17 protein-coding genes and 2 tRNA genes are annotated in these 24,880 nt (G+C 66.4%); 5 read left to right on the top strand and 14 right to left on the bottom strand.

The genetic code is table 11. The annotated features are described in order from the left end of the window. Nucleotides 1-245 precede the first annotated feature (245 nt). Together guaA and guaB are read right to left on the bottom strand one after the other, a co-directional pair. Complete coding sequence (gene guaA / locus C6P61_RS13705; RefSeq protein WP_105730484.1) at nucleotides 246-1,865, bottom strand: glutamine-hydrolyzing GMP synthase; 1,620 nt, start codon at nucleotides 1,863-1,865, stop codon at nucleotides 246-248. An 84-nt stretch (nucleotides 1,866-1,949) separates the two neighbouring features. Continuing rightward, a complete protein-coding gene (guaB, locus tag C6P61_RS13700) occupies nucleotides 1,950-3,419 on the bottom strand; it encodes an IMP dehydrogenase (RefSeq protein WP_105730483.1) in 1,470 nt (489 codons plus the stop codon). Between the two features lie 121 nt (nucleotides 3,420-3,540). Here guaB and C6P61_RS13695 point away from each other — a divergent pair, with 121 nt between their 5' ends. Further along, nucleotides 3,541-4,020 (top strand): DUF4124 domain-containing protein, encoded by a 480-nt coding sequence (locus C6P61_RS13695; protein WP_105730482.1) that lies wholly within the window; start codon nucleotides 3,541-3,543, stop codon nucleotides 4,018-4,020. Between the two features lie 10 nt (nucleotides 4,021-4,030). Here C6P61_RS13695 and C6P61_RS13690 read toward each other — a convergent pair whose 3' ends face one another. After that, a complete protein-coding gene (locus C6P61_RS13690; RefSeq protein WP_237491080.1) occupies nucleotides 4,031-4,363 on the bottom strand; it encodes an RnfH family protein in 333 nt (110 codons plus the stop codon). 4 nt (nucleotides 4,364-4,367) lie between these two features. Further along, nucleotides 4,368-4,814 carry a type II toxin-antitoxin system RatA family toxin gene (locus tag C6P61_RS13685; RefSeq protein ID WP_105730480.1) on the bottom strand — a complete coding sequence of 149 codons (447 nt, stop codon included), beginning with the start codon at nucleotides 4,812-4,814 and terminating at the stop codon, nucleotides 4,368-4,370. A gap of 56 nt (nucleotides 4,815-4,870) precedes the next feature. On the opposite strand from C6P61_RS13685, the gene smpB reads away from it, so the two are divergent. After that, nucleotides 4,871-5,356, top strand: a complete 486-nt coding sequence (gene smpB / locus C6P61_RS13680) for an SsrA-binding protein SmpB (RefSeq protein ID WP_105730479.1) — start codon at nucleotides 4,871-4,873, stop codon at nucleotides 5,354-5,356. A gap of 34 nt (nucleotides 5,357-5,390) precedes the next feature. On the opposite strand, the gene C6P61_RS13675 is transcribed toward smpB, so the two are convergent. The 9 genes from C6P61_RS13675 to C6P61_RS13635 all read right to left on the bottom strand — a co-directional run bounded on the left by C6P61_RS13675 (nucleotide 5,391) and on the right by C6P61_RS13635 (nucleotide 14,986). Further along, on the bottom strand, nucleotides 5,391-6,320 hold the full coding sequence (locus tag C6P61_RS13675) for a DMT family transporter (RefSeq protein WP_244908934.1): 930 nt from the start codon (nucleotides 6,318-6,320) through the stop codon (nucleotides 5,391-5,393). Between the two features lie 22 nt (nucleotides 6,321-6,342). Further along, entirely contained in the window at nucleotides 6,343-8,166 is a 1,824-nt protein-coding gene (gene typA, locus C6P61_RS13670; protein ID WP_105730478.1) for a translational GTPase TypA, read from the bottom strand. Then, nucleotides 8,163-9,128 carry a tRNA pseudouridine(55) synthase TruB gene (gene truB / locus C6P61_RS13665; protein WP_105730477.1) on the bottom strand — a complete coding sequence of 322 codons (966 nt, stop codon included), beginning with the start codon at nucleotides 9,126-9,128 and terminating at the stop codon, nucleotides 8,163-8,165. Before truB ends, typA begins: the two co-directional genes overlap by 4 nt. A gap of 1 nt (nucleotide 9,129) precedes the next feature. Then, on the bottom strand, nucleotides 9,130-9,498 hold the full coding sequence (gene rbfA / locus C6P61_RS13660) for a 30S ribosome-binding factor RbfA (RefSeq protein ID WP_105730476.1): 369 nt from the start codon (nucleotides 9,496-9,498) through the stop codon (nucleotides 9,130-9,132). Between the two features lie 9 nt (nucleotides 9,499-9,507). Next, nucleotides 9,508-12,381, bottom strand: a complete 2,874-nt coding sequence (gene infB, locus C6P61_RS13655) for a translation initiation factor IF-2 (protein ID WP_105730475.1) — start codon at nucleotides 12,379-12,381, stop codon at nucleotides 9,508-9,510. 31 nt (nucleotides 12,382-12,412) lie between these two features. Next, complete coding sequence (nusA, locus tag C6P61_RS13650) at nucleotides 12,413-13,912, bottom strand: transcription termination factor NusA (RefSeq protein WP_105730474.1); 1,500 nt, start codon at nucleotides 13,910-13,912, stop codon at nucleotides 12,413-12,415. 1 nt (nucleotide 13,913) lies between these two features. Then, nucleotides 13,914-14,531, bottom strand: coding sequence for a ribosome maturation factor RimP (gene rimP, locus C6P61_RS13645; RefSeq protein WP_105730473.1), 618 nt, complete (start codon nucleotides 14,529-14,531; stop codon nucleotides 13,914-13,916). A 256-nt stretch (nucleotides 14,532-14,787) separates the two neighbouring features. Then, nucleotides 14,788-14,864, bottom strand: a tRNA-Arg gene (locus tag C6P61_RS13640). Between the two features lie 45 nt (nucleotides 14,865-14,909). After that, nucleotides 14,910-14,986, bottom strand: a tRNA-Pro gene (locus C6P61_RS13635). Nucleotides 14,987-15,232: 246 nt separating this feature from the next. On the opposite strand from C6P61_RS13635, the gene C6P61_RS13630 reads away from it, so the two are divergent. The 3 genes from C6P61_RS13630 to C6P61_RS13620 all read left to right on the top strand — a co-directional run bounded on the left by C6P61_RS13630 (nucleotide 15,233) and on the right by C6P61_RS13620 (nucleotide 16,052). Next, entirely contained in the window at nucleotides 15,233-15,370 is a 138-nt protein-coding gene (locus C6P61_RS13630; protein ID WP_105730472.1) for a DUF3309 family protein, read from the top strand. Nucleotides 15,371-15,535: 165 nt separating this feature from the next. Beyond that, entirely contained in the window at nucleotides 15,536-15,751 is a 216-nt protein-coding gene (locus tag C6P61_RS13625) for a glycine zipper 2TM domain-containing protein (protein WP_105730471.1), read from the top strand. Between the two features lie 73 nt (nucleotides 15,752-15,824). After that, a complete protein-coding gene (locus C6P61_RS13620) occupies nucleotides 15,825-16,052 on the top strand; it encodes a hypothetical protein (protein ID WP_211296981.1) in 228 nt (75 codons plus the stop codon). 105 nt (nucleotides 16,053-16,157) lie between these two features. On the opposite strand, the gene C6P61_RS13615 is transcribed toward C6P61_RS13620, so the two are convergent. Further along, the gene (locus C6P61_RS13615) at nucleotides 16,158-24,878 is read right to left on the bottom strand and encodes a glycoside hydrolase family 94 protein (protein WP_105730470.1); all 8,721 of its coding nucleotides are present in this window, start codon (nucleotides 24,876-24,878) and stop codon (nucleotides 16,158-16,160) included. Nucleotides 24,879-24,880: the final 2 nt, after the last annotated feature.

The raw sequence follows: 24,880 nt of genomic DNA, 5'->3' as shown, positions 1-24,880 counted from the left end.
CTACGCCGAGGCGCTGCTGCCCCAGGCCCAGGCGCTGGCCGCCTCGGTGCAGACCAGCGGTGCCACGATCAATCGCATGGCGGTCGAGATGTTCTGACCACTCCCCGCCACAGGCACCCGAGAGCTGAACTTTCGGGTGCTTGGCCGCTGCCAGTCACGGCAGCCATGGACAAAAAAATGCCCTTGAAGTCAAGGGCATTTTTGCATTCATCGCCTGGCAATGCTGCGCATTGCCATATCTCAGATCATTCCCACTCGATCGTCGCCGGCGGCTTGGAGCTCACGTCGTAGGTGACGCGGTTGATGCCGCGCACTTCGTTGATGATCCGGCCCGAGACCCGCTTGAGCAGGCTGTAGGGCAGCTCGGCCCAGTCGGCGGTCATGAAGTCACTGGTGCAGACCGCGCGCAGCGCCACGACATAGTCGTAGGTGCGGCCGTCGCCCATCACGCCGACGCTCTTGACCGGCAGGAAGACGGTGAAGGCCTGGCTGGTCAGGTCGTACCAGCTCTTGCCGCTGATGGGGTCGATGGTCGAGCGCAGCTCCTCGATGAAGATCGCATCGGCGCGCTGCAGCAGCTTGGCGTACTCGGGCTTGACCTCGCCCAGGATGCGCACGCCCAGGCCCGGACCCGGGAAGGGGTGGCGATAGACCATGTCGTGCGGCAAGCCAAGCGCGACGCCGAGCTCACGCACCTCGTCCTTGAACAGGTCGCGCAGCGGCTCGAGCAGCTTGAGACCCAGCTGCTCGGGCAGGCCGCCAACGTTGTGGTGGCTCTTGATCGTGACGGCCTTCTTGCTCTTGGCGCCGCCCGACTCGATCACGTCGGGGTAGATCGTGCCCTGGGCCAGGAAGGTGGCGCCCTTGACGCCATTGCCGGCGGCCTTGAGCTTGGCTGCCTCGGCCTTGAAGACGTCGACGAACAGGCCGCCGATGATCTTGCGCTTCTTCTCCGGGTCGGTAACACCGGCCAGCTGGCCGAGGAACAGCTCGCTGGCGTCGACGCGGATGACCTTGGCGTTGAGCTTGCCCTCGAACATCTCCATCACCATGTCGCCTTCGTTCAGGCGCAGCAGGCCGTGATCGACGAAGACACAGGTCAGCTGGTCGCCGATGGCGCGGTGGATCAGCGCAGCCGCGACCGACGAATCGACGCCGCCCGACAGGCCGAGGATGACTTCCTCGTCGCCGACCTGCTCACGGATCTTCTGCACCGCTTCGGCGACATGGTCGCGCATGACCCAGTCGGGGCGGGTGGCGCAGATGTCGAGCACGAAGCGCTCGAGCATCGCCCTGCCCTGCACGGTGTGCGTGACTTCGGGGTGGAACTGCAGCGCATAGAAGCCGCGTGCCTCGTCGGCCATGCCGGCGATCGGGCAGCTCGGGGTGCTGGCCATGAGCTTGAAGCCGGGCGGCAGCTCGGTGACCTTGTCGCCGTGGCTCATCCAGACCTTGAGCATGCCGTGACCTTCCGGAGTGTGGAAGTCGGCGATGTCCTTCAGCAGCGCGGTGTGGCCGTGGGCGCGCACCTCGGCATAGCCGAACTCGCGCTGGTGGCCGCTCTCGACCTTGCCGCCGAGCTGCTGCGCCATGGTCTGCATGCCGTAGCAGATGCCCAGCACCGGCACGCCGAGCTCGAACACGGCCGCGGGCGCGGCATCGGTCGACTCCTCGTAGACGCTGGCATGGCTGCCCGACAGGATCACGCCCTTGAGCTGGCCGTCGGCGGCGTATTCGCGCACCCAGTCGTCAGTCACGTCGCAGGGGTGGACTTCGCAGTAGACATGGGCCTCGCGCACGCGGCGTGCGATCAGCTGCGTGACCTGGGAGCCGAAGTCGAGGATGAGGATCTTCTGGTGTTGCATGGCGTGTAAGGATTGAGCGCTGCAAGAAAAGCGAAAAGGCCGTCCAGACTGGACGGCCCCCTGGGGCCTGTTCAGTCGACCCGGTCAGTCAGCGCGATAGTTCGGCGCTTCCTTGGTGATCTGCACGTCGTGCACATGGCTTTCGCGGATGCCGGCCGAGGTGATCTCGACGAACTCCGCCTTGTCGTGCATCTCGGCGATGGTGGCGCAACCGCAGTAGCCCATCGAGGCACGGATGCCGCCGGCCATCTGGAAGATGATCGACACCACCGAACCCTTGTAGGGCACGCGGCCTTCGATGCCTTCGGGCACCAGCTTGTCAGCGTTCGGGTTGCCGGTGCTCGACTCCTGGAAGTAGCGGTCGGCGCTGCCCTGCTGCATGGCACCGATCGAGCCCATGCCGCGGTAGCTCTTGTAGCTGCGGCCCTGGAACAGCACGATCTCACCCGGCGCCTCTTCGGTGCCGGCGAACATGCCGCCCATCATGACGGTGTTGGCGCCGGCTGCCAGTGCCTTGGCGATGTCACCCGAATAGCGGATGCCGCCGTCACCGATCAGCGGCACGCCGGTGCCCTTGAGCGCGGTCGCGACGCTGTCGATCGCCATGATCTGCGGCACGCCCACACCGGCAACGATGCGGGTGGTGCAGATCGAGCCCGGGCCGATGCCGACCTTGACGCCATCGGCGCCGGCTTCGACCAGCGCCAGGGCGGCAGCGCCGGTGGCGATGTTGCCACCGATGACCTGCACCTGCGGATAGTTCTGCTTGACCCAACGCACGCGATCGAGCACGCCCTTGCTGTGACCATGTGCGGTGTCAACCACGATCGCGTCGACGCCGGCCTTGACCAGCAGCTCGACGCGCTCTTCGGTGCCGGCACCGACACCGACGGCAGCGCCGACGATCAGGCGACCCGCCGCATCGCGTGCTGCGTTCGGGAAGTTGAGCTGTTTGGTGATGTCCTTGACCGTGATCAGGCCCTTGAGCTCGAAGCTGTCATTGACCACCAGCAGGCGCTCAAGCTTGTGCTTGTTCAGCAGGGCCTTGGCCGCCTCGGGCGTGGTGCCATCGGGCACCGTGATCAGACGCTCCTGGGGCGTCATGATCTCGCGCACCGGCAGGTCGTAGCGGGTCTCGAAGCGCAGGTCGCGCCCCGTGACGATGCCGACCACCTTGCCGCCGTCAACCACCGGGAAGCCGGACACGCCGAGTTCTTCCGACAGCTGCATCACCTGGTAGATGGTGGTGTCAGGGGTGATGACGACCGGGTCGCGCAGCAGGCCCGATTCGTAGCGCTTGACCTTGGCGACCTGGGCCGCCTGCTCCTGCGCGGTCAGGTTCTTGTGCACGATGCCGATGCCGCCCTCCTGCGCAATGGCAATGGCCAGGCGCGCTTCGGTGACGGTGTCCATGGCGGCGGACACGAGCGGCAGGTTCAGAGTGATGTCGCGCGTGAATTGAGTCGCGAGCGAAGTGTCCTTGGGCAGGACCTGGGAGTAGGCCGGCACCAACAACACGTCGTCGAAGGTGAGGGCTTTACCGAGTAGGCGCATGTGTAAGGCTCCAAAAGCGCTATTGTACTGGCGCTTGAATGTACCATCCGGACATGGCTAAGCCGAGGAGGACGGGATGGGGAAATTTTTTTCGCTTCTGTGGGCAAATAAACGCGCTGCCTTGCTGCGACGACAAGCCGGCTGGCTGGTGCTCGGCAGCAGCTGCTGGCTCGGTGCGATCTCGCTGGCACAGGCCAATGGCGGCCGCTGGCAATGGCAAGACAGCCAGGGGCGCCAGGTCTTCAGCGACCTGCCGCCGCCAGCTTCAGTGCCCGAGCCGCGCATCCTGCAGCGGCCCGGACCGGATCTGCCGGCCCCCAGCCTGCCCTCACCCAGCAGCAGCTCGCCTGCCAGCGCAGGCAGCGACCAGCCGCAGGGCAAGGCGCCGGAGCCGCTCTATCAGCGCAACGCCGCTGCGCTGCGCGAGAACTGCCGCCGAGCCAGAGCCACGCTCGCGACGCTGGCCTCCAGCCTGCGGCTCTACAGCCTGAACGACAAGGGTGAGCAGGTGCTGATGGACGACGCGATGCGGGCACAGGAAACGCTGCGCGCCCAGCAAGCCGAGCGCGACAATTGCGAGCCCAAGGACGGCGCGCGTTGACCGCGCCTGCTCAGTAACCCCACTTGGCGCCAGGACGGCGCTGCGCGAACAGTCCGGCCGTCTTGGCGCCCTGGGAGCGGAACCGCTCGCGCCGGGCCACCTTGGGGTCGACGCGCAAGCCGCGCCAGAACTCGACCCGGTCAGCGTCGCGCAGCGCAGTCTCGCGCGCGGCCTTGCGGCCCCAGATGCCGCAGCAGATGGCGGCGTCCGAGCCCAGCTCGGGGTGCTGGAGCAGCCAGCCGCTGCGCTGCAAGGCGTCGGCCAGGGTGCTGCCTTGCGGCAGTTCGAGCTCGCACTCGAGCAGCTCGCGCGCAGCCGGCGCGTAGACCAGGGTGATCTTCATGCCGTCAGCCGGCGCCATAGACCTGGTCGGCCCGCTTGACGAAGGCATCGACCAGGCTGCCCGCGATCTTGTCGAACACGGGCCCGACCAGCGACTCGAGCGTGCGGCTCGAGAAGGCATAGTTGAGGGTGAACAGGATCTTGCAGGCGTTCTGCTCCGGGCCACCGAGGGGGATGAACTCCCAGGTGCCCTCGAGGTGAGAAAACGGCCCGTCGACCAGCTCGAGCTTGATGCTGCGGCCCTCGACCTGGGTGTTGCGAGTCGTGAAGGTTTTCTTCAAGCCGCTGATGGACATGCCGACCCGGGCGACCACGACCGAGCCCTGCTGTTCAAGCAGAGCCCCTTCGTTGCACCAGGGCAGGAACTCGGGATAACGGGGAACATCGGCCACCAGCACGAACATTTCGGACGCGCTGTGCCAGAGTAAAACAGATTTGTGAATGCTTTTCATACAATCGTCGGTCGCCCCGGGATTGTATTGGTCCGGGGCCTCCCCATTTGATCAGCATGGCCACCAACAAGAAATCCACCGCCGCGCGCGACACGCGCATCGCCGACAACAAGAAGGCGCTCTACAACTACCACATCGAGGAGCGTTACGAATGCGGCATGGTGCTCGAGGGCTGGGAGGTCAAGGCCCTGCGCGAGGGCAAGGTCCAGCTGACCGACGGCTATGTACTGGTGCGCGAGGGCGAGCTGTTCCTGATCGGTTGCCAGGTCAACCCGCTGCGCGGGGTCTCGCCCTTCGTGAGCGCCGACAGCGCGCGCATCAAGAAGCTGCTGCTGCACCGCGAGGAGATCAAGCGCCTGGTCGGCAAGGTCGAGCAAAAAGGCTACACCCTGGTGCCGCTGAATCTGCACTGGAAGAACGGCCGGGTCAAGTGCGAGATCGCGCTGGCCAAGGGCAAGGCCGAGCACGACAAGCGCGACACCATCAAGGAACGCGAAGGCAAGCGCGAGGTCGAGCGCGCGCTCAAGAGCCGCAGCCGCTGAAAAAAACCCGGGCGGCCTCTGCCGATCCGAGCGGTCAGGCGGCCGGCTCGTGTGCCAGCCTGTCGCCGACAGCGCGAGCGCGGACTCGGGCGCGATGGGCCAGCCATTCGTTGCCCAGCAGCGCCGCCAGCACCAACGCCCCACCCTGCAGCGTGCTGGGCGGCGGCGTCTCGCCAGCGCCGAGCCAGGCCAGCCAGATGCCGAACAGCACCTCGAGCAAGGCCAGCAGCGACATCTCGGGTGCACTGAGCGAACGCGCGCAGATCACCGACAGCAGACAGGGAATAGCCAGCTGCCCCAGACCCAGGGCGGCCAGCCAGGCCAGATCCGGCGCGCCGGCCTGCAGCGGCCAGGCCAGCGGCAAGGTCAGCAGGGCCGACAGACCGGCACCCACCAGCACGGCCGGCGCCAGGTCGAGCTGATGCCCGGGCGCCTGGTTGCGTTGCACCAGGGTCCAGTTGATGGCGCCCGCCAGCGGCACGGCGGCAGCAACCAGGATGCCGCTCCAGCCGGCACCGGCGTCGATCTGCCCGCCATAGATCCAGCCAATGCCGCAGCCGGCCAGCACAATGGCGGCCCCGGTGCGCGCCGGCAAGCGATGCCCCAGCCAGAGCCAGGCCACCAGCGCCGTCAGCAACGGGCCGAGCGCCATCGTGATCAGCACATTGGCCACGGTCGTCAGCGTCATGGCCAACATGAAGCAGGTGAACATCGCGGCCCAGCAGGCGCCCGACAGCCAGAGCATGGCACCCGTAGCACGCATGCGGCGCCACAGGCCAGGTCCCTGCCACAGCGGCAGCAAGACCAAAAGCGCAGCCGCCGTGAAGGCGCTGCGCCAGAAGGTCAGCTCGAAGCTGCGGGTTGAATCGAGCTGGCGTGTCACCACGCCAGCCGTGCTCCACAGGAGCGTGACCAGCACCATCAGTCCGACGGCCTGACCATGGCCCAGCTTACGAGGTTTCATCGCGAACCGGGCCAGGAATGGCTCAACCGCGGCTGGCGCGCTTGCGGTCGTTTTCCTTCAGGTAACGCTTGCGCAGGCGCACCGACTTCGGCGTGATCTCAACCAGCTCGTCGTCCTCGATGAACTCGACACCGTATTCCAGCGTCAGGTCGATCGGCGGCGTGATCTTGACGGCATCTTCCTTGCCCGAGACACGGAAGTTGGTCAGCTGCTTGGTGCGGGTCGCGTTGACGATCAGGTCGTTGTCGCGGCTGTGGATGCCGACGATCATGCCTTCGTAGACCGGATCGTTGGCCTTGACGAACATGCGGCCGCGGTCGTCGAGCTTGCCCAGTGCGTAGGTGAAGATCTCGCCGTCGTCCATCGAGATCAGCACGCCGTTCTTGCGGCTGGCGATGTCGCCCTTGTGCGGCTCGTAGCTGTCGAAGATGTTCGAGATCAGGCCGGAACCACGGGTCAGGTTGAGGAACTCGTTGGTGAAGCCGATCAGGCCACGCGCCGGGATGCGGTACTCGAGGCGCACGCGGCCACGGCCGTCCGGCTCCATGTTGACCAACTCGCCCTTGCGCTCGCCCAGTGCCTGCATCACGCCACCCTGGTGGGTTTCCTCGATGTCGGCGGTCACGAGTTCGATCGGCTCGCACTTGACGCCGTCGATGTCGCGGAACACCACGCGCGGCTTGGAGACAGCCAGCTCGTAGCCTTCGCGGCGCATGTTTTCCAGCAGGATGGTCAGGTGCAGTTCACCACGGCCCATCACTTCGAAGATGCCGTCTTCGTCGGTCTCGCTGACACGCAGCGCGACGTTGTGCTGGAGTTCCTTTTGCAGGCGGTCCCAGATCTGGCGGCTGGTGACGAACTTGCCTTCGCGACCGGCCAGCGGGCTGGTGTTGACGCAGAAGTTCATGGTCAGGGTCGGCTCGTCGACCTTGAGCATCGGCAGCGGAGCCGGGGTGACCGGATCGGTGATGGTGACGCCGATGCCGATGTCGCCCAGGCCGTTGACCAGCACGATGTGGCCCGGACCGGCTTCGGTCACCTGGACGCGGTCCAGACCCTGGAAGGTCAGCACCTGGTTGACGCGACCCTTGACGGACTTGCCGTCCGGGCCTTCCATCACCACCACGTCCATGCCGGGCTTGATGGTGCCCTGGCTGATGCGGCCGACGCCGATGCGACCGACGAAGGTCGAGAAGTCCAGCGCCGAGACCTGCAGCTGCAGCGGTGCAGCCGGGTCGCCCTTCTGGGCCGGCACATGCTTCAGGATGGTGTTGAACAGGGCCGACATGTCGGGGCCCCACTGCTCGCCCGGGGTGCCCTCTTCCAGCGAGGTCCAGCCGTTGATGCCCGAAGCGTAGACGACGGGGAAGTCGAGCTGCTCGTCGGTCGCGCCGAGCTTGTCGAACAGGTCGAAAGCGGCGTTGACGACCTTGTCGGGGTTGGCGCCCGGCTTGTCGACCTTGTTGACGACCAGGATCGGACGCAGGCCCAAGGCCAGTGCCTTCTTGGTCACGAAGCGGGTCTGCGGCATCGGGCCTTCCTGGGCATCGATCAGCAGCACCACGCCGTCAACCATCGACAGCGCGCGCTCGACTTCACCACCGAAGTCCGCGTGGCCGGGGGTGTCGACGATGTTGATGTGGGTGCCTTCCCAGCTGACCGCGCAGTTCTTGGCCAGGATGGTGATGCCGCGCTCGCGTTCGATGGCGTTGTTGTCCATCACGGTGTCGACGACTTTTTCGTGCTCGGCGAAGGTACCGGACTGACGCAGCAGCTGGTCAACCATGGTGGTCTTGCCGTGGTCAACGTGGGCGATGATGGCGATGTTACGAATCGGGGTACTCATGAGTGGCTCTCAAGGATATGTTGAATTTCGATAGGGCTCAACAGACGCCCCGGGATCAGTTCGCCGGCCTCGACCTGGGCAGTGCCCAGCAAGGCGGCAGGATGGTCGGCATAGACGGCGACCTGCGCACAATCGGCCCAGGGGCCGCGCCGGCGCATGCCGCTGAGGAATCGGCCGGAATTGTGCTCGTCGAGCGTGACACGCTCATGGCGGGCCAGCAGGGTCTCGACCGGCAACAGAACGCCCAGGCGCTCGCTGTCGGGCAAGGCCTCGATAGCTTCGATGGAAATGCAGTGCGAAAGTTCAAATTCGCCGGTGCGGGTGCGGCGCAAGGCCGACAGGTGGGCACCGCAGCCCAGCGCCTGGCCGATGTCCTCAGCCAGCGTGCGGACATAAGTGCCCTTGCTGCACAGCACCTGCAGCTCGAGCTCGACCCTTCCAGCATCGGTCTCGGGCAACAGGCGCAGCGACAGCTCGCGGATCGTGACCGAGCGCGGCTCGCGCTCGACCTCGATGCCGGCGCGGGCGTACTCGTAGAGCGCCTTGCCGTCTTTTTTCAGCGCGCTGTACATCGGCGGCAACTGGCTGATCGGACCGGTGAACCGGGCCGCGACCGCCTGCAGCAGCTCGGGCGTCAGTGCCGCCCGATCGACGGCAACGCTCGAGGTCAGATCGCCCTCGAGGTCGCCGGTGCTGGTCGTGGCGCCCAGGCGCAGCACGGCCGTATAGCCCTTGTCGGCATCGAGATGCAGCTGGCTGAACTTGGTCGCGGCGCCAAAGCACAGCGGCAGCACGCCAGTGGCGAGTGGGTCGAGAGTGCCGGTGTGTCCCGCCTTCTCGGCACGCAGCAACCACTTGACCTTCTGCAAGGCCTGGTTGCTGGAGAGACCGATCGGCTTGTCGAGCAGCACCACCCCATGCACGGGGCGACGCTGCACCCGTGCGCGAGGTGCTGCGGTCATCTCAACTCTCGTCCTGGGAACGCGACGCGACCGCCTTGGCAATCAAGGCGCTCATGTCGGCCGCACGCTCGGAGGTGCGGTCGAAGTGGAAGTGCAGCGTCGGCACGGTGTGAATGTGCAGGCGCTTGAACAGGCCGTTGCGCAGGAAACCGGAGGCCTGGTTCAAGGCCGCCTCGGTGTCTTGCGGGTTGCCTGTCAGCAGGCTGAACCAGATCTTGGCATGAGCATAGTCAGGCGTGACTTCCACGGCCTGCAGGGTGATCATGCCCAGACGAGGGTCCTTGAGCTCGCGGATCAGCTCGGTCAGATCACGCTGGATCTGATCGGCGACCTTGAAGCTGCGGTTGGAGGGCGATTTCTTGGCCGGCATCGTTCAAGCTCAGAGAGTACGAGCGATTTCCTTGATCTCGAAGACCTCGAGGATGTCGCCTTCCTTGATGTCGTTGTAGTTCTTGAGCTTGACGCCGCACTCGAAGCCTTCCTTGACTTCCTTGACGTCGTCCTTCATGCGCTTCAAGGACTCGAGCTCGCCGGTGTAGACCACCACGTTCTCGCGCAGCAGGCGGAAATGCGCGTTGCGAGTGATGTGACCGTGGGTGACCATACAGCCGGCGATGGTGCCGATCTTGGTCGCGACGATCACGTTGCGGATCTCGGCGGTACCGATGATCTCCTCGCGCTTCTCCGGAGCCAGCATGCCCGACATCGCGGCCTTCAACTCATCGACGGCGTCATAGATGATGTTGTAGTAATGGATCTGGACATCGTTGCCTTCGGCCAGCTTGCGCGCACCGACTTCGGCCCGCACGTTGAAGCCGATCACGATCGCCTTGGAAGCGATCGCCAGGTTGATGTCCGACTCGCTGATGCCACCCACGCCGGCGTAGACCAGCTGGACGCGGATCTCTTCGGTCGAGAGCTTGAGCAGCGAGGCGGCCAGCGCTTCCTGCGAACCCTGGACATCGGACTTGATGATGATCGGCAGGGTCTGGACTTCGCCACCCGACATGTCGGAGAAGATGTTCTCCATCTTCGCAGCCTGCTGGCGTGCCAGCTTGGTGTTGCGGAACTTGCCGGCGCGGTAGGTCGCGATCTCACGGGCACGGCGCTCGTCGAGCATGACCATGAAGTCGTCACCCGCCTGCGGCACTTCGGCCAGGCCCTGGATCTCGACCGGGATCGACGGGCCGGCTTCCTTGGTCGGCTTGCCGTTCTCGTCGAGCATGGCGCGCACGCGGCCCGAAGTCTGGCCTGCCAGCACCACGTCACCGACCTTGAGCGTGCCGGACTGCACCAGCACGGTCGCCACGGCGCCCTTGCCCTTGTCGAGGCGGGCTTCGATCACCAGACCCTTGGCGTTGGCTTGCACCGGCGCCTTGAGTTCCAGGATTTCCGCTTGCAGCAGGACCTGCTCGAGCAGCGCGTCGATGCCCTCGCCGGTCTTGGCCGACACGCCCACGAAAGGCACGTCGCCGCCGAATTCTTCCGGCACCACTTCTTCGCCGACCAGCTCCGAGCGCACGCGCTCGAGGTTGATGCCGGGCTTGTCGATCTTGGTCAGCGCCACGACCATCGGCACACCAGCCGCCTTCGCGTGCTTGATGGCTTCCTTGGTCTGGGGCATGACGCCGTCATCGGCGGCACAGACCAGAATCACGATGTCGGTCGCCTGGGCACCGCGGGCACGCATGGCCGTGAAGGCCTCGTGACCCGGGGTGTCGAGGAAGGAGACCATGCCGCGCGGGGTTTCCACGTGGTAGGCACCGATATGCTGCGTGATGCCGCCGGCTTCGCCGGACGCCACCTTGGTGCGGCGGATGTAGTCGAGCAGCGAGGTCTTGCCGTGGTCGACGTGACCCATGACGGTCACGACCGGAGCGCGCGGCAGCAGTTCGGCGGTGACGGCCACGTCCTCGTCGGTGAAGGCTTCCGGATCATCCAGTGCGGCGACCACGGCCTTGTGGCCGAGCTCTTCCACCAGGATCATCGCGGTGTCCTGGTCCAGCGGCTGGTTGATGGTGGCCATCTGGCCCAGCTTCATCAGCTGCTTGATGACCTCGGACGACTTCAGGCTCATCTTGTGGGCCAGTTCCGCGACCGTGATGGTCTCGGGCACATGGACCTCGATCACCTTGACGTCTGCGGCCGGAGCAAAGGAAGAAGCGCCCTGGTTGCGGTCATCACGACCACCACGGCGACCGCCACCCTTGTTGCCCGCGCGCCAGTTGCTGCCACCCGGGCGGCCAGCGCCGGTGTCGCCACGGGTCTTGATTTCCTTCTTCTTGTTCGCGTCGTCCTTCCAGGTGGAAGACAGGTTCTCGGACTTGACTTCCTTCTTGCCTGCGCCAGCGGCGGGAGCGGCAGCCGGAGCCTGGCCGGGCTTGGCAGCACCGGCAGCCGGCTTGCTCAGCGTGCCCTTGGCGACGGCCGGCGCAGCGGCGGGCTTGGGCTCCTCGGGCTTCTTGGCGACCAGCACCTTCTTGGGCGCGGACATCATGGCGCGGATGGCCTCGGCCTCGGCCAGCGCCTTGCGGCGGCGGTCTTCGAGGTCCTTGGCGCGGTCGGCCTCGGCCTTCTTGGCCTCGTCCTGCTTGGCCTTGATCTCGGCCTCGGCCTTGGCCTTGGCAGCGGCGATCTGGGCGGCGTGCTCGGCGCGCTCGGCCGTCAGCTTGGCCTGGGCCTCCTGCTCGGCCGCGGTGCGGGCAGCGACTTGCTGCAGGTACTCGGCTTCGCGACGGGCGGCGGCTTCCTCGGCTTCGCGCTTGCGGGCCTGGGCATCCTCGGACTCGCGCTGGACGGCGGCCTGTTCCTCGGCCTGGGCGCGTTGCTGGCGCTGCTGGGCCAGCTCGGCTTCCTGGCGCTCGATCGACTCGGCCTGTCGGCGCGCTTCTTCCTCGCGGCGCACCAGCTCTTCGGTCTGGGACGCGCTGCTGTCGCCCTCGGCCGGCTCGTCGTCGCGCTTGATGAAGGTGCGCTTCTTGCGCACTTCGACCTGGATGGTGCGGGCACGGCCGGTGGCGTCGGCCTGCTTGATTTCGCTGGTTGACTTGGTGGTCAAGGTGATTTTCTTGCGCTCGCCAGTGGCGGTGCCGTGGGCAGCCTTCAGGTAGCCCAACAGCTTTTGCTTGTCGGACTCGGTCAGCATGTCGTTGCCGGCACGCTTGTCGACGCCTGCGCCAGACAGCTGCTCGAGCAGCACGGAAGTGGGTTTACCGAGTTCGGCGGCGAATTCTGCGACGGTATTGCTAGACATATTAATTAATTTCTCCGTAAGGCCTCCGCGATCAGGACTGGCTCTCAGCCGAGTCACCCGAGAACCAATGTTCACGGGCCTTCATGATCAGCGCCGTGGCCTCGGCGGGCGTCTGGCCTGTAATTTCGCACAATTCGTCAGTGGCCAGATCGGCCAACTCGTCCCGGGTGTGCACACCGGCACCAGAGAGCTGAGCAATCAGCTCGACCGTCAGGCCGTCGAGGTCGCGCAGGTCCTGCGAGGCATCGTCGACGCTTTCCTCACGGGCGATTTCCATCGTCAGCAAGGCCGCCTTGGCACGGGCACGCAGTTCGTTGACGGTGTCTTCGTCGAAGGAGGCGATCTCGAGCATCTCCTGCAGCGGCACATAAGCCACTTCCTCGAGGCTGCCGAAGCCCTCCTCGATCAGGATGTCGGCCAGGTCCTGGTCGACATCGAGCTTTTCCATGAACAGCGCACGGATCGACTGGGATTCGGCGGCCTGCTTCTGGGCCGACTCGTCGGCGGTCATGATGTTGATCTTCCAGCCGGTCAGGTCGGACGCCAGGCGCACGTTCTGGCCGCCACGACCGATCGCGATCGCGAGGTTTTCCTCGTCGACCACCACGTCCATGCCGCCGCGTTCCTCGTCGACCACGATCGACTGCACGTTGGCCGGTGCCAAGGCGCCGATCACGAACTGGGCCGGGTCCTCGCTCCACAGCACGATGTCGACGCGCTCACCGGCGAGCTCGTTGGTGACGCCGTTGACGCGCGAACCACGCACGCCGACGCAGGTGCCGATCGGGTCGATGCGCTTGTCGTGCGAGACGACGGCGATCTTGGCGCGCGAACCCGGGTCACGGGCGCATTTCTTGATGTCGAGCAGGCCTTGCTCGATCTCGGGCACTTCCTGGCGGAACAGCTCGATCATGAACTCGGGCGCCGAGCGCGACAGCAGGATCGGCGCGCCGCGCAGGGTCAGGTCGACTTCCATGATCATGGCGCGCACGCGGTCGCCGGAACGGAAGTTTTCCTTCGGGATCATCTCGCTGCGCTTCAAGCGGCCTTCGACGCGGCCGCTCTCGACGATCACGTCGCCCTTGTCCAGGCGCTTGACGGTGCCGACGAAGATCTTGTCGCCGCGCGACATGAAGTCGTTGAGCAGCATTTCGCGCTCGGCGTCACGGATGCGCTGCAGGATCACCTGCTTGGCGGCCATGGCGCCGATGCGGCCGATCGGCACGCTCTCGATCGACTTCTCGATGAAGTCGCCGACCTGGATGCCAGGGTTCTCGTCGGCCACGTCGGAGATCAGCTCCTCGGCCTCGGGGTTCTGCAGACCGGCTTCGTCAGGGACGACCAGCCAGCGACGGAAGGTTTCGTAGGCTCCGCTGTCGGGATCGATCGCGACACGAATATCGACCTCGCCCTTGTAGAGCTTCTTGGTGGCCGAAGCCAGCGCGGTCTCGACGGCGCCCAGCACCAAGTCGCGCTCCACATTCTTTTCGCGCGAGATCGCATCGATCAACATCAACATTTCGCGATTCATATCACTCGCCTGCCTTTCCGTACTCTGCAGCTGTATTGTTCAAATCTGTATCGGCCGCAGGAGTTGCACCTCGGCCCTTGAAGCTCACGATCGGGGCCAGACGCGCTTCGCGAATCTCTTCGAGCGTGAAACCCAGCACCTGGACCGGCAGCGGCTTGGCCTTCTTGCTGATGCGGGCACCCGGCTTGCGCTCGGGGGCGTCGCTCCAGACGATCTGCCAGCCTTCACCGCTTTCAGGGCGCTCGAGCGTGCCGCGGAATTTCTTGCGGTTGGCCGCGATCGTGGTGCCGGTCACGCCAATCGGCTCCTTGAGCGTGATGTCGACTTCCTGACCGGCAAAGCGGATGAAGTCGTTTTCGTTGCGCAGGGGGCGATCGATGCCGGGCGAGCCGACTTCCAGGCGCTTGTAGTCGACGTTTTCGACTTCAAGCAGATACTGGAGCTGGCGCGTGATCTTCTCGCAGTCCTCGACCGTGACGAACTGCTCGACTCCGGCCTGCGTCGGATCCCATGGCAGGTCGATGGTCACGCGCAACAAACCGCCGGCGGACCGGTCCAGATCCACCAAGTCATACCCCAAACCCGTGACGGTTTGCTCTACGGTCTGCTGCCAACTCATCAATATCTTGCCGCTTTAAAACAGTCCCAAAAAGGGACAGCCAAAAAAAAAGGGCCGGTATTACCCGCCCATCTGGTCGTGAAGCCAGTTTTTCAGCACTTTATTCTTTACAAGAACAGCACCGGAAACCGACTTCGTTAGTATATACCGAGATGCCAGCGCAAGCAAGAGACTTGCACCGGACAATCATCCAGCGGAATTCCTCTGCATCCGCCCTGGTTTTGCGCTGGACAAGGGATTTTCACAGAGGGAACGCTGGTCTGCCCGGAGGGACTCGAACCCCCGACCTGCTGCTTAGAAGGCAGCTGCTCTATCCAGTTGAGCTACGGGCAGTACGCCTGACGAAACAAAGGCCCAACATGTGGGCCTTTTGTAGGATGGTCGGAGCGGCGGGATTCGAACTCGCGACCCTCTGCTCCCAAAGCAGATGCGCTACCAGGCTGCGCTACGCTCCGACTAAGCCGCAATTGTATCCTGTGATCCGGGGTATTTTGCCGGCGCGCGGTATTTTTCAGCGTCATGACAGTCCGCGGGCTTCCTGGGCGGGGTCTAGCCACGCTCCGGCTTGATCGCCAGCGGCCCTGGCGCGCCAGGCCAGCAGGCCCGATTCCCACCACATTTCCGCCACATTCCCCTCAAACGACTGCGCTTGTGTCTGCCACCGAACGGAACCGGAACTGGCCCGCTGTCAAGCTGGTCAGGTGCCGAACTCGACACCACAGCGCAGCCAGGGGGAGCCGGGCTGGCCGCACAGTCGAAGCTGGGGCTATCGACCCAGCGGACTGGTCGGTCTGGCAACGGCCACCGTTCTGGTTCTGCTGTTACTCGGAATACTCTGAGCGATATGATTCGCCAGTCAGCGAAAAATCCATGATTCAGCTAGTAAGAAATGAAAATACCGCATCTTTCGGTATGCGATTAGACTGGTTGCTTGAGGTGATCCGTCGGAATGCAAGTCATCGACACACGCGGCTGCAACAGCCACTTCAAACTGGAGCAATGACATGAAAACGACCCTTCGATTGACACTTGGCACGGCCGGCATCGTCGCGCTACTGGCCTTGGGCGCTTGCTCGGGCATGACGCAGCAAGAGAAAAGCACGGCCATCGGTGCCGGCGCTGGCGCCATTGGCGGCTCGATCCTGACCGGTGGCAGCACCGCGGGCACCGTGGGCGGCGCCGCGATCGGCGGCCTGATCGGTCACGAAATCAAGAAGTGAAAACTGGCGCAGTGGGCGCGCTCGCAGCGGGAGCGCTCACTGCAGCCTTGCTGCTGCAACGCGAGGGAGAATCATGAAGATGAACAGACTCATGGGCTCGGCAGTGGCCATGTCGGCCCTGGTGCTGGCACTGTCGGCTTGCCAGAAGCAGGAAGGACCGGCCGAAAAGGCCGGCAAGGAAATCGACCAGGCCAGCGAAAAGGCGGCCGAGCAGCTCAAGGAAGCGGCAGACAAGCTCGGCCAGCAGCTTGAGAAAGCGGGCGAGAAGATGCAGGATGCCAGCAAGGACAAGGACAGGTAAGCGCCGCCCTGCGCCCCCGGTTTCCATGCGGGCAAGAAGAACTTAGCATCTCAGGGAGCGAAAAGCCTTCAACCCGGCCACAGAGCCGGGTTTTTTGCGTGCCTGCTAGTCAGGCGAGCTGTCATCGAGCAGCGGTATCACGAAGCTGGCGTCCGACGCCAGCTCAGCCCAGGCCAATGACTGGCCGGGGCGCAGCAGCTGCGCCGCCAGCGGCTCGGTGCGGGCCAGCGCCTCGGCCGCGGTGGCGCGCAGCAGCACAAAGTGCAGGCGGCGGCCCGCGCGGCGCAGCGTCAATTCGACCTGTGGCCAATGCTCGGGCAGGCAGGGCCTGAACTGCAGCGTCCTGGCTTCGAGCTGCAAGCCCAGCATCGACTCGATCGCGGCCCGGTGCAGCCAGGCGGCAGACCCGGTGTACCAGCTCCAGCCGCCACGCCCGACATAGGGCGGCTGGCTGTAGACATCGCCGGCCAAGACATAGGGCTCGAGGCGGTAGCGCGGGCCCCAGACCGGATCAGCCGCCTTGTGGGCCGGACTCAGGTAGGTGAAGTAGTCGTAGACCTGGTCGGCCAGCCGGCCTTCTGACGGGCTTTGCCGGGCCAGCTCGGCCTGCGCCATCAAGGCCCAGACTCCGGCATGGGTGTACTGGGCCCCGTTCTCGCGCACGCCGGCCGGATAAGCCTGGATATAACCGACGCTGGGGCGGCTGGCATGCGAAAAGGGAGGATCGAGCAAGCGGATCAAGCCGGCCTCGGAATCGACCAGATAGGCCTGTACCGAAGCCATCGCCTGGCGCTGCAAGTCGGGATCGGCCACGCCCGACAGCACGCTCCAGGCCTGCGCGATCAGGTCGATGCGGCATTCGGCATTGGCCTCGGAGCCCAGCGCCCGGCCGTCATCGAAGAAGGCACGCTTGAACCAGCGACCATCCCAGGCCGCGCCGTTGAGCACCGACTGCCAGCCCTGGGCGGCGCTTTCCCAGCGCTGGGCCCGGTCCTGATCGCCGCGCGCGCGCGCCAGCGGCGCGAAATCAGCCACCAGGCGGCACAGGAACCAGCCCAGCCAGACCGACTCGCCGCGACCCTCGTGCGCAACGCGGTTCATGCCGTCGTTCCAGTCACCGCTGCCCATCAGCGGCAGGCCATGCGCGCCGACGCGCAAGCTGCGGTCCAGCGTCAGCGCGCAATGCTCGTAGACCGTGGCCTGCTGGGCACTGACCGTCGGCACGCCATACCAGTCTTCCGCCTGCTCGGGGATGGCCGGGCCTTCGAGAAAGGGCAGGTTCTGCTCGAGCAACTCCAGCTCGCCGGTGGCGCGCAGGTAATGCAGACAGGCATGCGGCAGCCAGAGCAGATCGTCCGAGATATGGGTGCGCACCCCTGCCCCGCTCGGCGCATGCCACCAATGCTGCACATCGCCCTCGATGAACTGACGCGAGGCGCTCAGCAGGATCTGCTGGCGCAGCAGATCCGGTGCCGCCCAGGCCAGCGCCAGCGCGTCCTGCAGCTGATCCCGAAAACCCGTGGCCCCGCCGGCCTGGTAGAAACCGGCCTTGGCCCACAGGCGGCAAGCCACGGTCTGATACAGCAGCCAGCGATTCACCATCAGATCGAACAGGGGGTCGGGCGTCTTGACCTGGGTCGCCCCGAGCAGCTGGTCCCAGCTGGCGCGCACCTCGTCCTGGCGCTGCCCGGACGGCTTGAGTGCCGCCGCCTGGGCCAGTTGGCGGGCCGCCTCGGGGTCAGCGGCATAGCCGAGCAGGAACCTTTGCTCCAGCGCCTGGCCGGGGGACAGCAGCAACGTTGTCGCCAGTGCCGCGCAAGGATCGAGTCCGGCGCCCTGGCGCTGGCCCAGCTGATCGGGCCAGCACAAGCCGCCGCCCGGGTCGAAGAACTCGCGCCGGTCGCAGGTCCAGTCGGTGGCTTGGCCCTCATGCTGGACGGTGGCCAGGAAGGCCGTGCCCTGGCCGAAGCCACCGGCCTGCTCGGTTTGCGTGCCGAGCAAGGCCGTGAGCGTGGCCACAGGCTCGGCCTGATCGGCCCGGCCCGAGGGCGGCAGACTGGACAGGCGCTGGCGATGCAGCGCGGCATGGACCGTGTTGCGGTCGGCCCGGCTCGCGCCCAGCAACCACTCGACCAGCGCCAGCACGCGCAGCTGCAACGGGCGCCGGCCATGGTTGACCAGGCGCAGGCTGATCTGCTTGACCGAGGTCTGGGGATCGACGCACCAGCAGGCGGTCACCTCCAGCTCACCCCGGCGATGGCTGATCAGGCTTAGGCCCGGCGCGTGCGAGACGCGATAGCGCAGCTGGCTGTCGCCCCAGGCATTGGGGGTCACGCTCCAGGCCTCGCGACGGCTCAGATCCTGCAGCAGTAAGCATTCGGAGGGCGGATCGGCCACCGGGTCATTGGACCAGGCGGTGAGCTGGTTCAAGCGGCTGTTGACGGCCCAGCTGTAGCCGCCGCCGGCCTCCGAAAGCAAGGCACCGAAGGCCGGATTGGCCAGCACATTGACCCAGGGCCGGGCCGGACGCAGCCCGGACCCGGTCTCGAAGCTGAACTCGCCGGTCTCCGGCTCGAATTCCCCTTGCGGTTCTGCCGTCCTGACCGGCGAGGCAGCGACCAGCACAGCGACCGGGACTTGACTCCGGTTGGCGCGCGCCTGTTCATGCTCGGCCAGCCATTCGCGCAGATGCTGCTGCAGCGGGCGACCATCGGCATGGAAGACCAGCCTGGCCAGGCTGTCGAGCGTGCCGGTTTCAGCGCTGCCGAGCTCGTCGACGCGCAGCACATGAAAGCCGGTATTGATGGGACCGGCAGCCGACGCAAGCGGCGTGATGTTGGCCTCGTAGCGCTCGCGCAGCGAGGCGATGTCACGGTGCAAGCTCATCTGGTAGGAATTGGGCTCGGTGCTGAGCACCACCAGGTCGCAGGCCAGGCCACCCCAGGTCCAGAGGCGCAGCGCCTGTGCCAGCGAACGCAACAGTCCCAGGTTCTGCACCCCGTTGACCCGCACCAGGATGATGGGGCGGTCGCCCGAGATGCCGAAGCGCCACAGCAGGCGACGGTCGCAAACGCCAGCCTGTTGCGGCGCGAGCGAACTGGCCTGCGGGCGTGTCAGGCTCAGCACCACGGCCGTGGTCAGGGTCTGGATCAGCGCAAAGTTGTCGGCCGTGATGCCGAGGGCGTCGAGGCGAATCCGGCTCAGCGTGGCCGACATCAGCGAGGCGCGCTGCACATGGCTGTGCTGGCGGTACTTGTCGATCACGGCATGCAGGGTCGCGGCGTGATCGGAGGCCGCGGTGGCGAAGGTCAGCCTGACCTTGGCATGGGGCTCGATGCGCAGGCGCAGCGACATGGCACAGACCGGATCGAGGCCGGTGTCGAGCTCCAGCGGCGGCACGCCTGGCGCAGGCTCGGCGATGCCCGCCGATGCAGCGGGTCCGGCCGAAAAATCGGCCAGCGGCTGGCTGCAGTCCTGCTGGCGGCCGCGCCAGCGCTGCCGGTCGGCCAGCACGCGCAGCTCCTGCACTGGCGTGCCGCTGCAGACCAGGAAATGCGCCAGGCTCAGCGCCGGCTCGGTCGGCAGGCGCGGCTGGCGCTCGAACAGCAGCGCCTGGTGCTGCGGCTGCCACTGGGCACGCACGAACAGGTTGGTGAAGGCCGGATGGGCTTCGTCGGCGCGCGGATCGGTCAGCGCGACCTCGAACGCCGACATCAGTTCGAGCTCGAGCGGGCTGTCGCCCAGGTTGCGCAATTCGACCTCGCGGAACTCGATGTCGTCCTCCGGACTGACCCAGACCATCAGATGGGCGGCCAGATCCGGCCAACGGGCATCGAAACAAATACGGTCGGCATGGTAGGTGCTCCTGTACTGCGCGGCTGGATCGGGAGCGGGATGCTGCGTGATCGAGACCGGCCGGCTGGCGGCAGCGTCGCGCTCCTGGCCAAGCCGGCGCAGGTAAAAGAAATGGCCATGGGCATCGCGCAGCGCGTCGTCGCGCCAGCGCGTCAGGGCCGCCTGGCCCCAGCGACTCCAGCCGGCACCATTGGCGCGCAGGGTCACGTGGTAGCGTCCGTTCGAGAGCAGATGGGTGGACTCGATGGCCGCCTGGCCCGGCACCAGCTCGCGCAGCAGGCGCGGTGCCGGGCGCGACAGCGGCTGGGGCGGCAGCACGGGCGCCTGCGCGCAGCAAGCGGGCAGTTCGCGCGGCGCGCGCTCGTGCAGCAGCGAGGCAACGGCCTCGATATGCGCATTGGCCATGCCCCAGCGCTGGGCCGGCGCGCCGAGCAGCAGATTGGCCAGCGCAATCAGGCTCATGCCCTGGTGGTGCGCCATGAAGGTCTGCACCGGCCGAAACGGCTGCTTGTCGGCCTGCCTGGCAGGAGAAAAATCCAGCGCCTCGATGAAGCCATAGCGCGCGCGCCCAACCAGTTTTTCCAGTGCGGCGAAATTGGCGACGGCAAGCTGGGGCTGGTGCTGCGCGGCCAGCGCGGTGGCATAGGGTGCGATCACCAGCTCCTCGGCCGGGGTGCGACGCAGCGCCAGGCTCGGCACGCCTTGCGGCGCGTACTGGTAGGCCAGGGTATGGTCCTGGCCGGCATGGGCCGACTCCGAGATGCCCCAGGGCAGGCCGCGCTCGGTGCCAAAGGCGATCTGGGCGCGCAGCGCCGAGGCACAGGCTTCAAACAAGGCACTGCCAGCAGGTTCGGCCAGCACCAGGCCCGGCATCAGGTATTCGAACATCGAGCCCGACCAGGAGCGCAGGCCGGCCTGGGCGCCGCTGGCAAAGAAGGGGCGGCCCAGTGCAGACCAATGCCTGACCGGCAAGTCGCCCTTGGCGATGGCCAGCAGGCTGGTCAGGCGCGACTCCGAGGCCAGCAGGTCATAGAGGCCGGCATCGAGCTGCTGCTCGGCGACCCGGTAGCCGATGTGCAACAGGTGGCGCTTGGGGTGATAGAGAAAGGTGAAGTCGGCCTGCCAGGCCAGCAGGCCGAATTCATGTGCCAGTGAATGCAGGCGCTGCGTCGCGTCCGAGGTTTCGCCACTGGCCCGGGCCTGGGCATCGAGCCAGGCCGAGCGCAGCATCGCGAGATGGTCCGACAGCAGCCAGCACAGCTGATCATGCGAGCCCGACTTGAGGGTCGCCTCCAGCGGCAGCAGCTCGGTCGCCTCGGGTTGCCAGGCGGCCAGTTCGTCACTGGCGGCCTGCAGCAGCCGTCCGAACTCGGCCCCCGGGTCAGGCGGCAGCGGGTCGGGCATGGCCAGCAGCTGCGCCAGCGCCTGCTGGCCTGCCAGGTCCGGCCAGCACTCCAGCAACGGGACCAACCTTTGCCGCGAGGCCCGCAGTGCGTGCTGCGCCGCGCTGGCGTCATGGGGTGCCTGCGCCAGCTCGAGACAGGCCTGGCCGACCGCGAGCAGATGGCCGCTCAGGTTGCCGCTGTCCACGGTCGAGACATAGCTCGGCAGCAGCGGCACCAGCGTCTGGGTGTCGTACCAGTTGAGGAAATGGCCGCGATGGCGCTGCAGGCTCAGCAGCGTGGCCAGCGTCGCCTCGAGCCGGCCCAACAGGTCCTGGGTGCCGATCCAGCCGAACTGGCGCGCGCAGGCCACGCTCAGCAGGTAGAGGCCGATATTGGTCGGCGAAGTGCGATGCGCGACCATGTCGTAAGGCCAGGTCTGCAGGTTGTCGGGCGGCAGATGGTGATCCGGCGCGCCGACACAGCGCTCGAACAGGCGCCAGGTCTCGCGGGCGACGCCCTCCAGATAGCGCGCTTGATCGGGCGACAGCACTGCCTGCTGGCTCGGCGGACAAGGCCGGCTGGCCCACCAGGTCACGACCGGCGCCAAGGCCCAGAGCAGACACAACAGGATCGACAGCACTGGCCAAGGCGTGGCCAGGCTCAGAAGCCCGGCGAGCAGGCCCAGCGCCAGCACCGGTTCCTTCCAATGCAGCCGCAGCAGCGCGACCAACCCGGTCCTGGCCTGGGCCTGGGCTGCGGCAGCCGTGGTCCACTGCAGCAGATGGCGCTGGCTCAAGCCCATGCGGTAGAGCGCGCGCGCCATCGCGTCGAGCGCCAGCAGCGCCTGCTGCTGCAACTGGACCAGATGCCAGAGTCCGCCCCAGCAGGCGCGCGCCAGATCGATCAGGGCCTGGCGGTAGAAGCGGAGCCGGGCCACATCGGGGCGCCCCGGCGCCAGACCGGCCAGCGCGCCCAGCAGCGGCCCGGCCGCGAAGGCGGCCAGCACCAGCGCCAGCGCCGCCCAGGGCGACAGAGGAGCGCCGGCCAGCGTCAGCAGCAACAGCGCCAGCGACATCGGTGCCACCAGCGAACGGCGCAGGTTGTCGAACATCTTCCAGCGGTTGACCGCGCGCAGGCGGTAGCGCCCGGCGCTCAACAGGAAGGGCAGCAGCTGCCAGTCGCCACGGGTCCAGCGGTGCACGCGCGAGGTCGCGACATCGGCATGGAAGGGAGCGTCCTCGATCACCGTGATGTCAGTCACTGCGGCGCAACGGGCCAGCGCGCCCTCGAGCAGGTCGTGGCTCAGCACCTGGCCTTCGGGCAGGCGACCTGACAGCATGGCGTGCATGGCCCGCACATTGAGCAGCCCCTTGCCAGTGAAGGTCCCTTCCCGAAACAGGTCCTGATAGACCTCCGAACTGGCGGCGCTATAGGGGTCGACGCCACACTGACCGGCAAACAGCCAGTGAAAGCGGGTGAATTCATGCGGCCCGGGCAGCGGCGTGACGATGCGCGGCTGCAGGATGCCGTAGCCGGCGACCACGCGGCGGCCTTCGGCATCGAGCTGCGGCTGGTTGTGCGGATGGGCGGCGATGCTGACGAGCTCGCGCAACCGTCCGGGCGGCAACTGGGTGTCGCTGTCGAGCGTGACCAGATAAAGGGCCGCCCAGTCGAGGCGGGACAACTCGCCCAGGTTCATGAAGGCGCTGGACTCACCCTGGGCCAGAGCAGCGACCAGGCTTTCGAGCTTGCCGCGCTTGCGCTCCCAGCCGATCCAGCGTTGCTCGGTCTCGCTGAACTGACGGGCCCGGTGCAGCAGGATGAAGCGCGGCGCAGCCGGCAATTCCGGTGCCTTCGGTGCCTTCTGCCGGTCCTGCACGCCCTGCTCCTCTGACTGGAGCCTGGGGTGGCGCGCATTGAGCGCCATGATCTGCTGCGTGGCCCGGTTCAACAAGGCGGCATCCGTTGGCATTTGCGCCTGATCGGCATCCGCCCAGTCGCTCAGCAGGGCAAACTGGGCCTGGCGCTCCGGATTGGCGAGGTAATGCAGGCGCAAGCGGTGCACCAGAGCGTCGACCGAAGCCTCGCTGGTCAGCAGGCAGGGGATCACGACCAGCACCCGATGTTCGGCCGGAATGCCCTGTGCCAGCGCCAGACGCGGCAAGCGGTCGGGCGGCACGGACTCGCTGATCAGGCGGTTGATCACGGCCACCACCGCCTCCGAAGCCGGAAACAGCATCAGCAGCACGAGCAGCGCCAGCCTCCAACTCGGCTCAGTCACGCCAGCCGGGCCGGCGTGATGGCGCAGCAGCAGCCAGCCAACCAGCCCCAGGCTGCCAGACAGCAGCGCGCCCAGGTAGACGGGCAAGGCCAGCTGGCGGCTGACGACACGCCAGGACCAGGCCACGCGGGCGGGCAAGCCGAGTGCACGCACCAGCGCCGGTCTGCCGGGCCCGGTCAGCCAATGGCTGGCCACGGCCGGGCCGGCGCCAGGGTCGGATTGCATCAGATCGAGCAATGTCTTTCCGACCTCCCACTCGTTGCGCCGACCGCGCCGGGCCAGCCGTTCGATGCCGTGCAGGGTCTGGTCGCGCGTGGCGCCATCCTCGGCCTCGAACAAGGGCGAGGTCAGCATCAGCTGCATCAGGGGGTTGGTGCGGGCCACGATGTCCGGCCATTCGGCCGCCGCGATCGTGCGCAGCGAAGTCAGCGCGTTGCTGACGCTCAGGTTGTCGGCGGCCTGGTCGATGCCTTGTTGCGTCTGCCAGGCAGCCAGATCCGGCAGCGCGTGGCGCAGCCATTCCTGATGCAGCGCGTGATCGGTGGCCCGACGCACCTGCAGGCGTTGCGCCATCTGCAGCAGGAAAGCCTGGCCGACACCGCGCCGCTCGAGCCAGGCCAGCAACTGGTCCAGTGCCTCCAAGCTGAAACTGTCGAGGCGGTCGCAGCACAGATTGGCCACTTCGCGCGCGGCCTTGTGGGTCGCCTCGCGCTCGGCCAGGCGGCGCAGGTTCTCGATCAGCACCACGCGCAAGGTGGTCGGCAGCGACCAGATCTCGCACAGTCTGAGCTCGCGCGCCTGCTGATAGGCGAGCAGGAACTGGATCAGCAACTCCTCGTCGAAGGCGCTGTCGGTATGAGCGACGAAAGCCCAGGCCACGCCGTAGATGCGCGGCAAGCCGGCCAGCGGCGGATCGAGCAGCTTGGGCAGGGCCTGGAAATAGCGGCGCGGCAAGCCCTCGTGGACTTCCTGCAGTTGCGCCTCGATCACATGGGAGTTGTCGAGCAGCCATTCGGCCGCCGGGCTGACGTCATAGCCCTGGCCCGCCTGCGCGCCCAGATAGGCACAGGCCGTGCGCAGCATCTGGATGTTGTCCTGCAGGCGCGGAAAGAAGCTGGCGCCACGCGAGCGGGTCTCGGCCACGCGATGGGTCTCGCCCAGGCTCTGGCCATGCTGGGCAAAGCGCTGCAGGCCAAAGATCTCGGACCGGATCGGGGGCTGAACCGGGCCTGGCCCGGGATCAAGGATGCGGCACAGGTCAGCAGACGCATCGGGTAACAGTCGCCACAGTTCGGATCTGGCCATGC

Origin of the sequence: Malikia spinosa, assembly GCF_002980625.1 — a bacterium.
In the GTDB taxonomy this organism is placed as follows: domain Bacteria; phylum Pseudomonadota; class Gammaproteobacteria; order Burkholderiales; family Burkholderiaceae_C; genus Malikia; species Malikia spinosa.
The sequence above is the reverse complement of the archived record's forward strand: the minus strand, read 5'-3'. Positions and strand labels throughout refer to the sequence as shown.

What these genes read in the sequence shown, in the direction of transcription:
- C6P61_RS13685 (WP_105730480.1), bottom strand. Translation starts at nt 4,814, where the DNA reads ATGAAAAGCATTCACAAATCTGTTTTACTCTGGCACAGCGCGTCCGAA.
- guaA (WP_105730484.1), bottom strand. Translation starts at nt 1,865, where the DNA reads ATGCAACACCAGAAGATCCTCATCCTCGACTTCGGCTCCCAGGTCACG.
- smpB (WP_105730479.1), top strand. Translation starts at nt 4,871, where the DNA reads ATGGCCACCAACAAGAAATCCACCGCCGCGCGCGACACGCGCATCGCC.
- truB (WP_105730477.1), bottom strand. Translation starts at nt 9,128, where the DNA reads ATGACCGCAGCACCTCGCGCACGGGTGCAGCGTCGCCCCGTGCATGGG.
- rimP (WP_105730473.1), bottom strand. Translation starts at nt 14,531, where the DNA reads ATGAGTTGGCAGCAGACCGTAGAGCAAACCGTCACGGGTTTGGGGTAT.
- infB (WP_105730475.1), bottom strand. Translation starts at nt 12,381, where the DNA reads ATGTCTAGCAATACCGTCGCAGAATTCGCCGCCGAACTCGGTAAACCC.
- rbfA (WP_105730476.1), bottom strand. Translation starts at nt 9,498, where the DNA reads ATGCCGGCCAAGAAATCGCCCTCCAACCGCAGCTTCAAGGTCGCCGAT.
- C6P61_RS13690 (WP_237491080.1), bottom strand. Translation starts at nt 4,363, where the DNA reads ATGAAGATCACCCTGGTCTACGCGCCGGCTGCGCGCGAGCTGCTCGAG.
- C6P61_RS13625 (WP_105730471.1), top strand. Translation starts at nt 15,536, where the DNA reads ATGAAAACGACCCTTCGATTGACACTTGGCACGGCCGGCATCGTCGCG.
- C6P61_RS13615 (WP_105730470.1), bottom strand. Translation starts at nt 24,878, where the DNA reads ATGGCCAGATCCGAACTGTGGCGACTGTTACCCGATGCGTCTGCTGAC.
- C6P61_RS13620 (WP_211296981.1), top strand. Translation starts at nt 15,825, where the DNA reads ATGAAGATGAACAGACTCATGGGCTCGGCAGTGGCCATGTCGGCCCTG.
- C6P61_RS13675 (WP_244908934.1), bottom strand. Translation starts at nt 6,320, where the DNA reads ATGAAACCTCGTAAGCTGGGCCATGGTCAGGCCGTCGGACTGATGGTG.
- nusA (WP_105730474.1), bottom strand. Translation starts at nt 13,912, where the DNA reads ATGAATCGCGAAATGTTGATGTTGATCGATGCGATCTCGCGCGAAAAG.
- typA (WP_105730478.1), bottom strand. Translation starts at nt 8,166, where the DNA reads ATGAGTACCCCGATTCGTAACATCGCCATCATCGCCCACGTTGACCAC.
- guaB (WP_105730483.1), bottom strand. Translation starts at nt 3,419, where the DNA reads ATGCGCCTACTCGGTAAAGCCCTCACCTTCGACGACGTGTTGTTGGTG.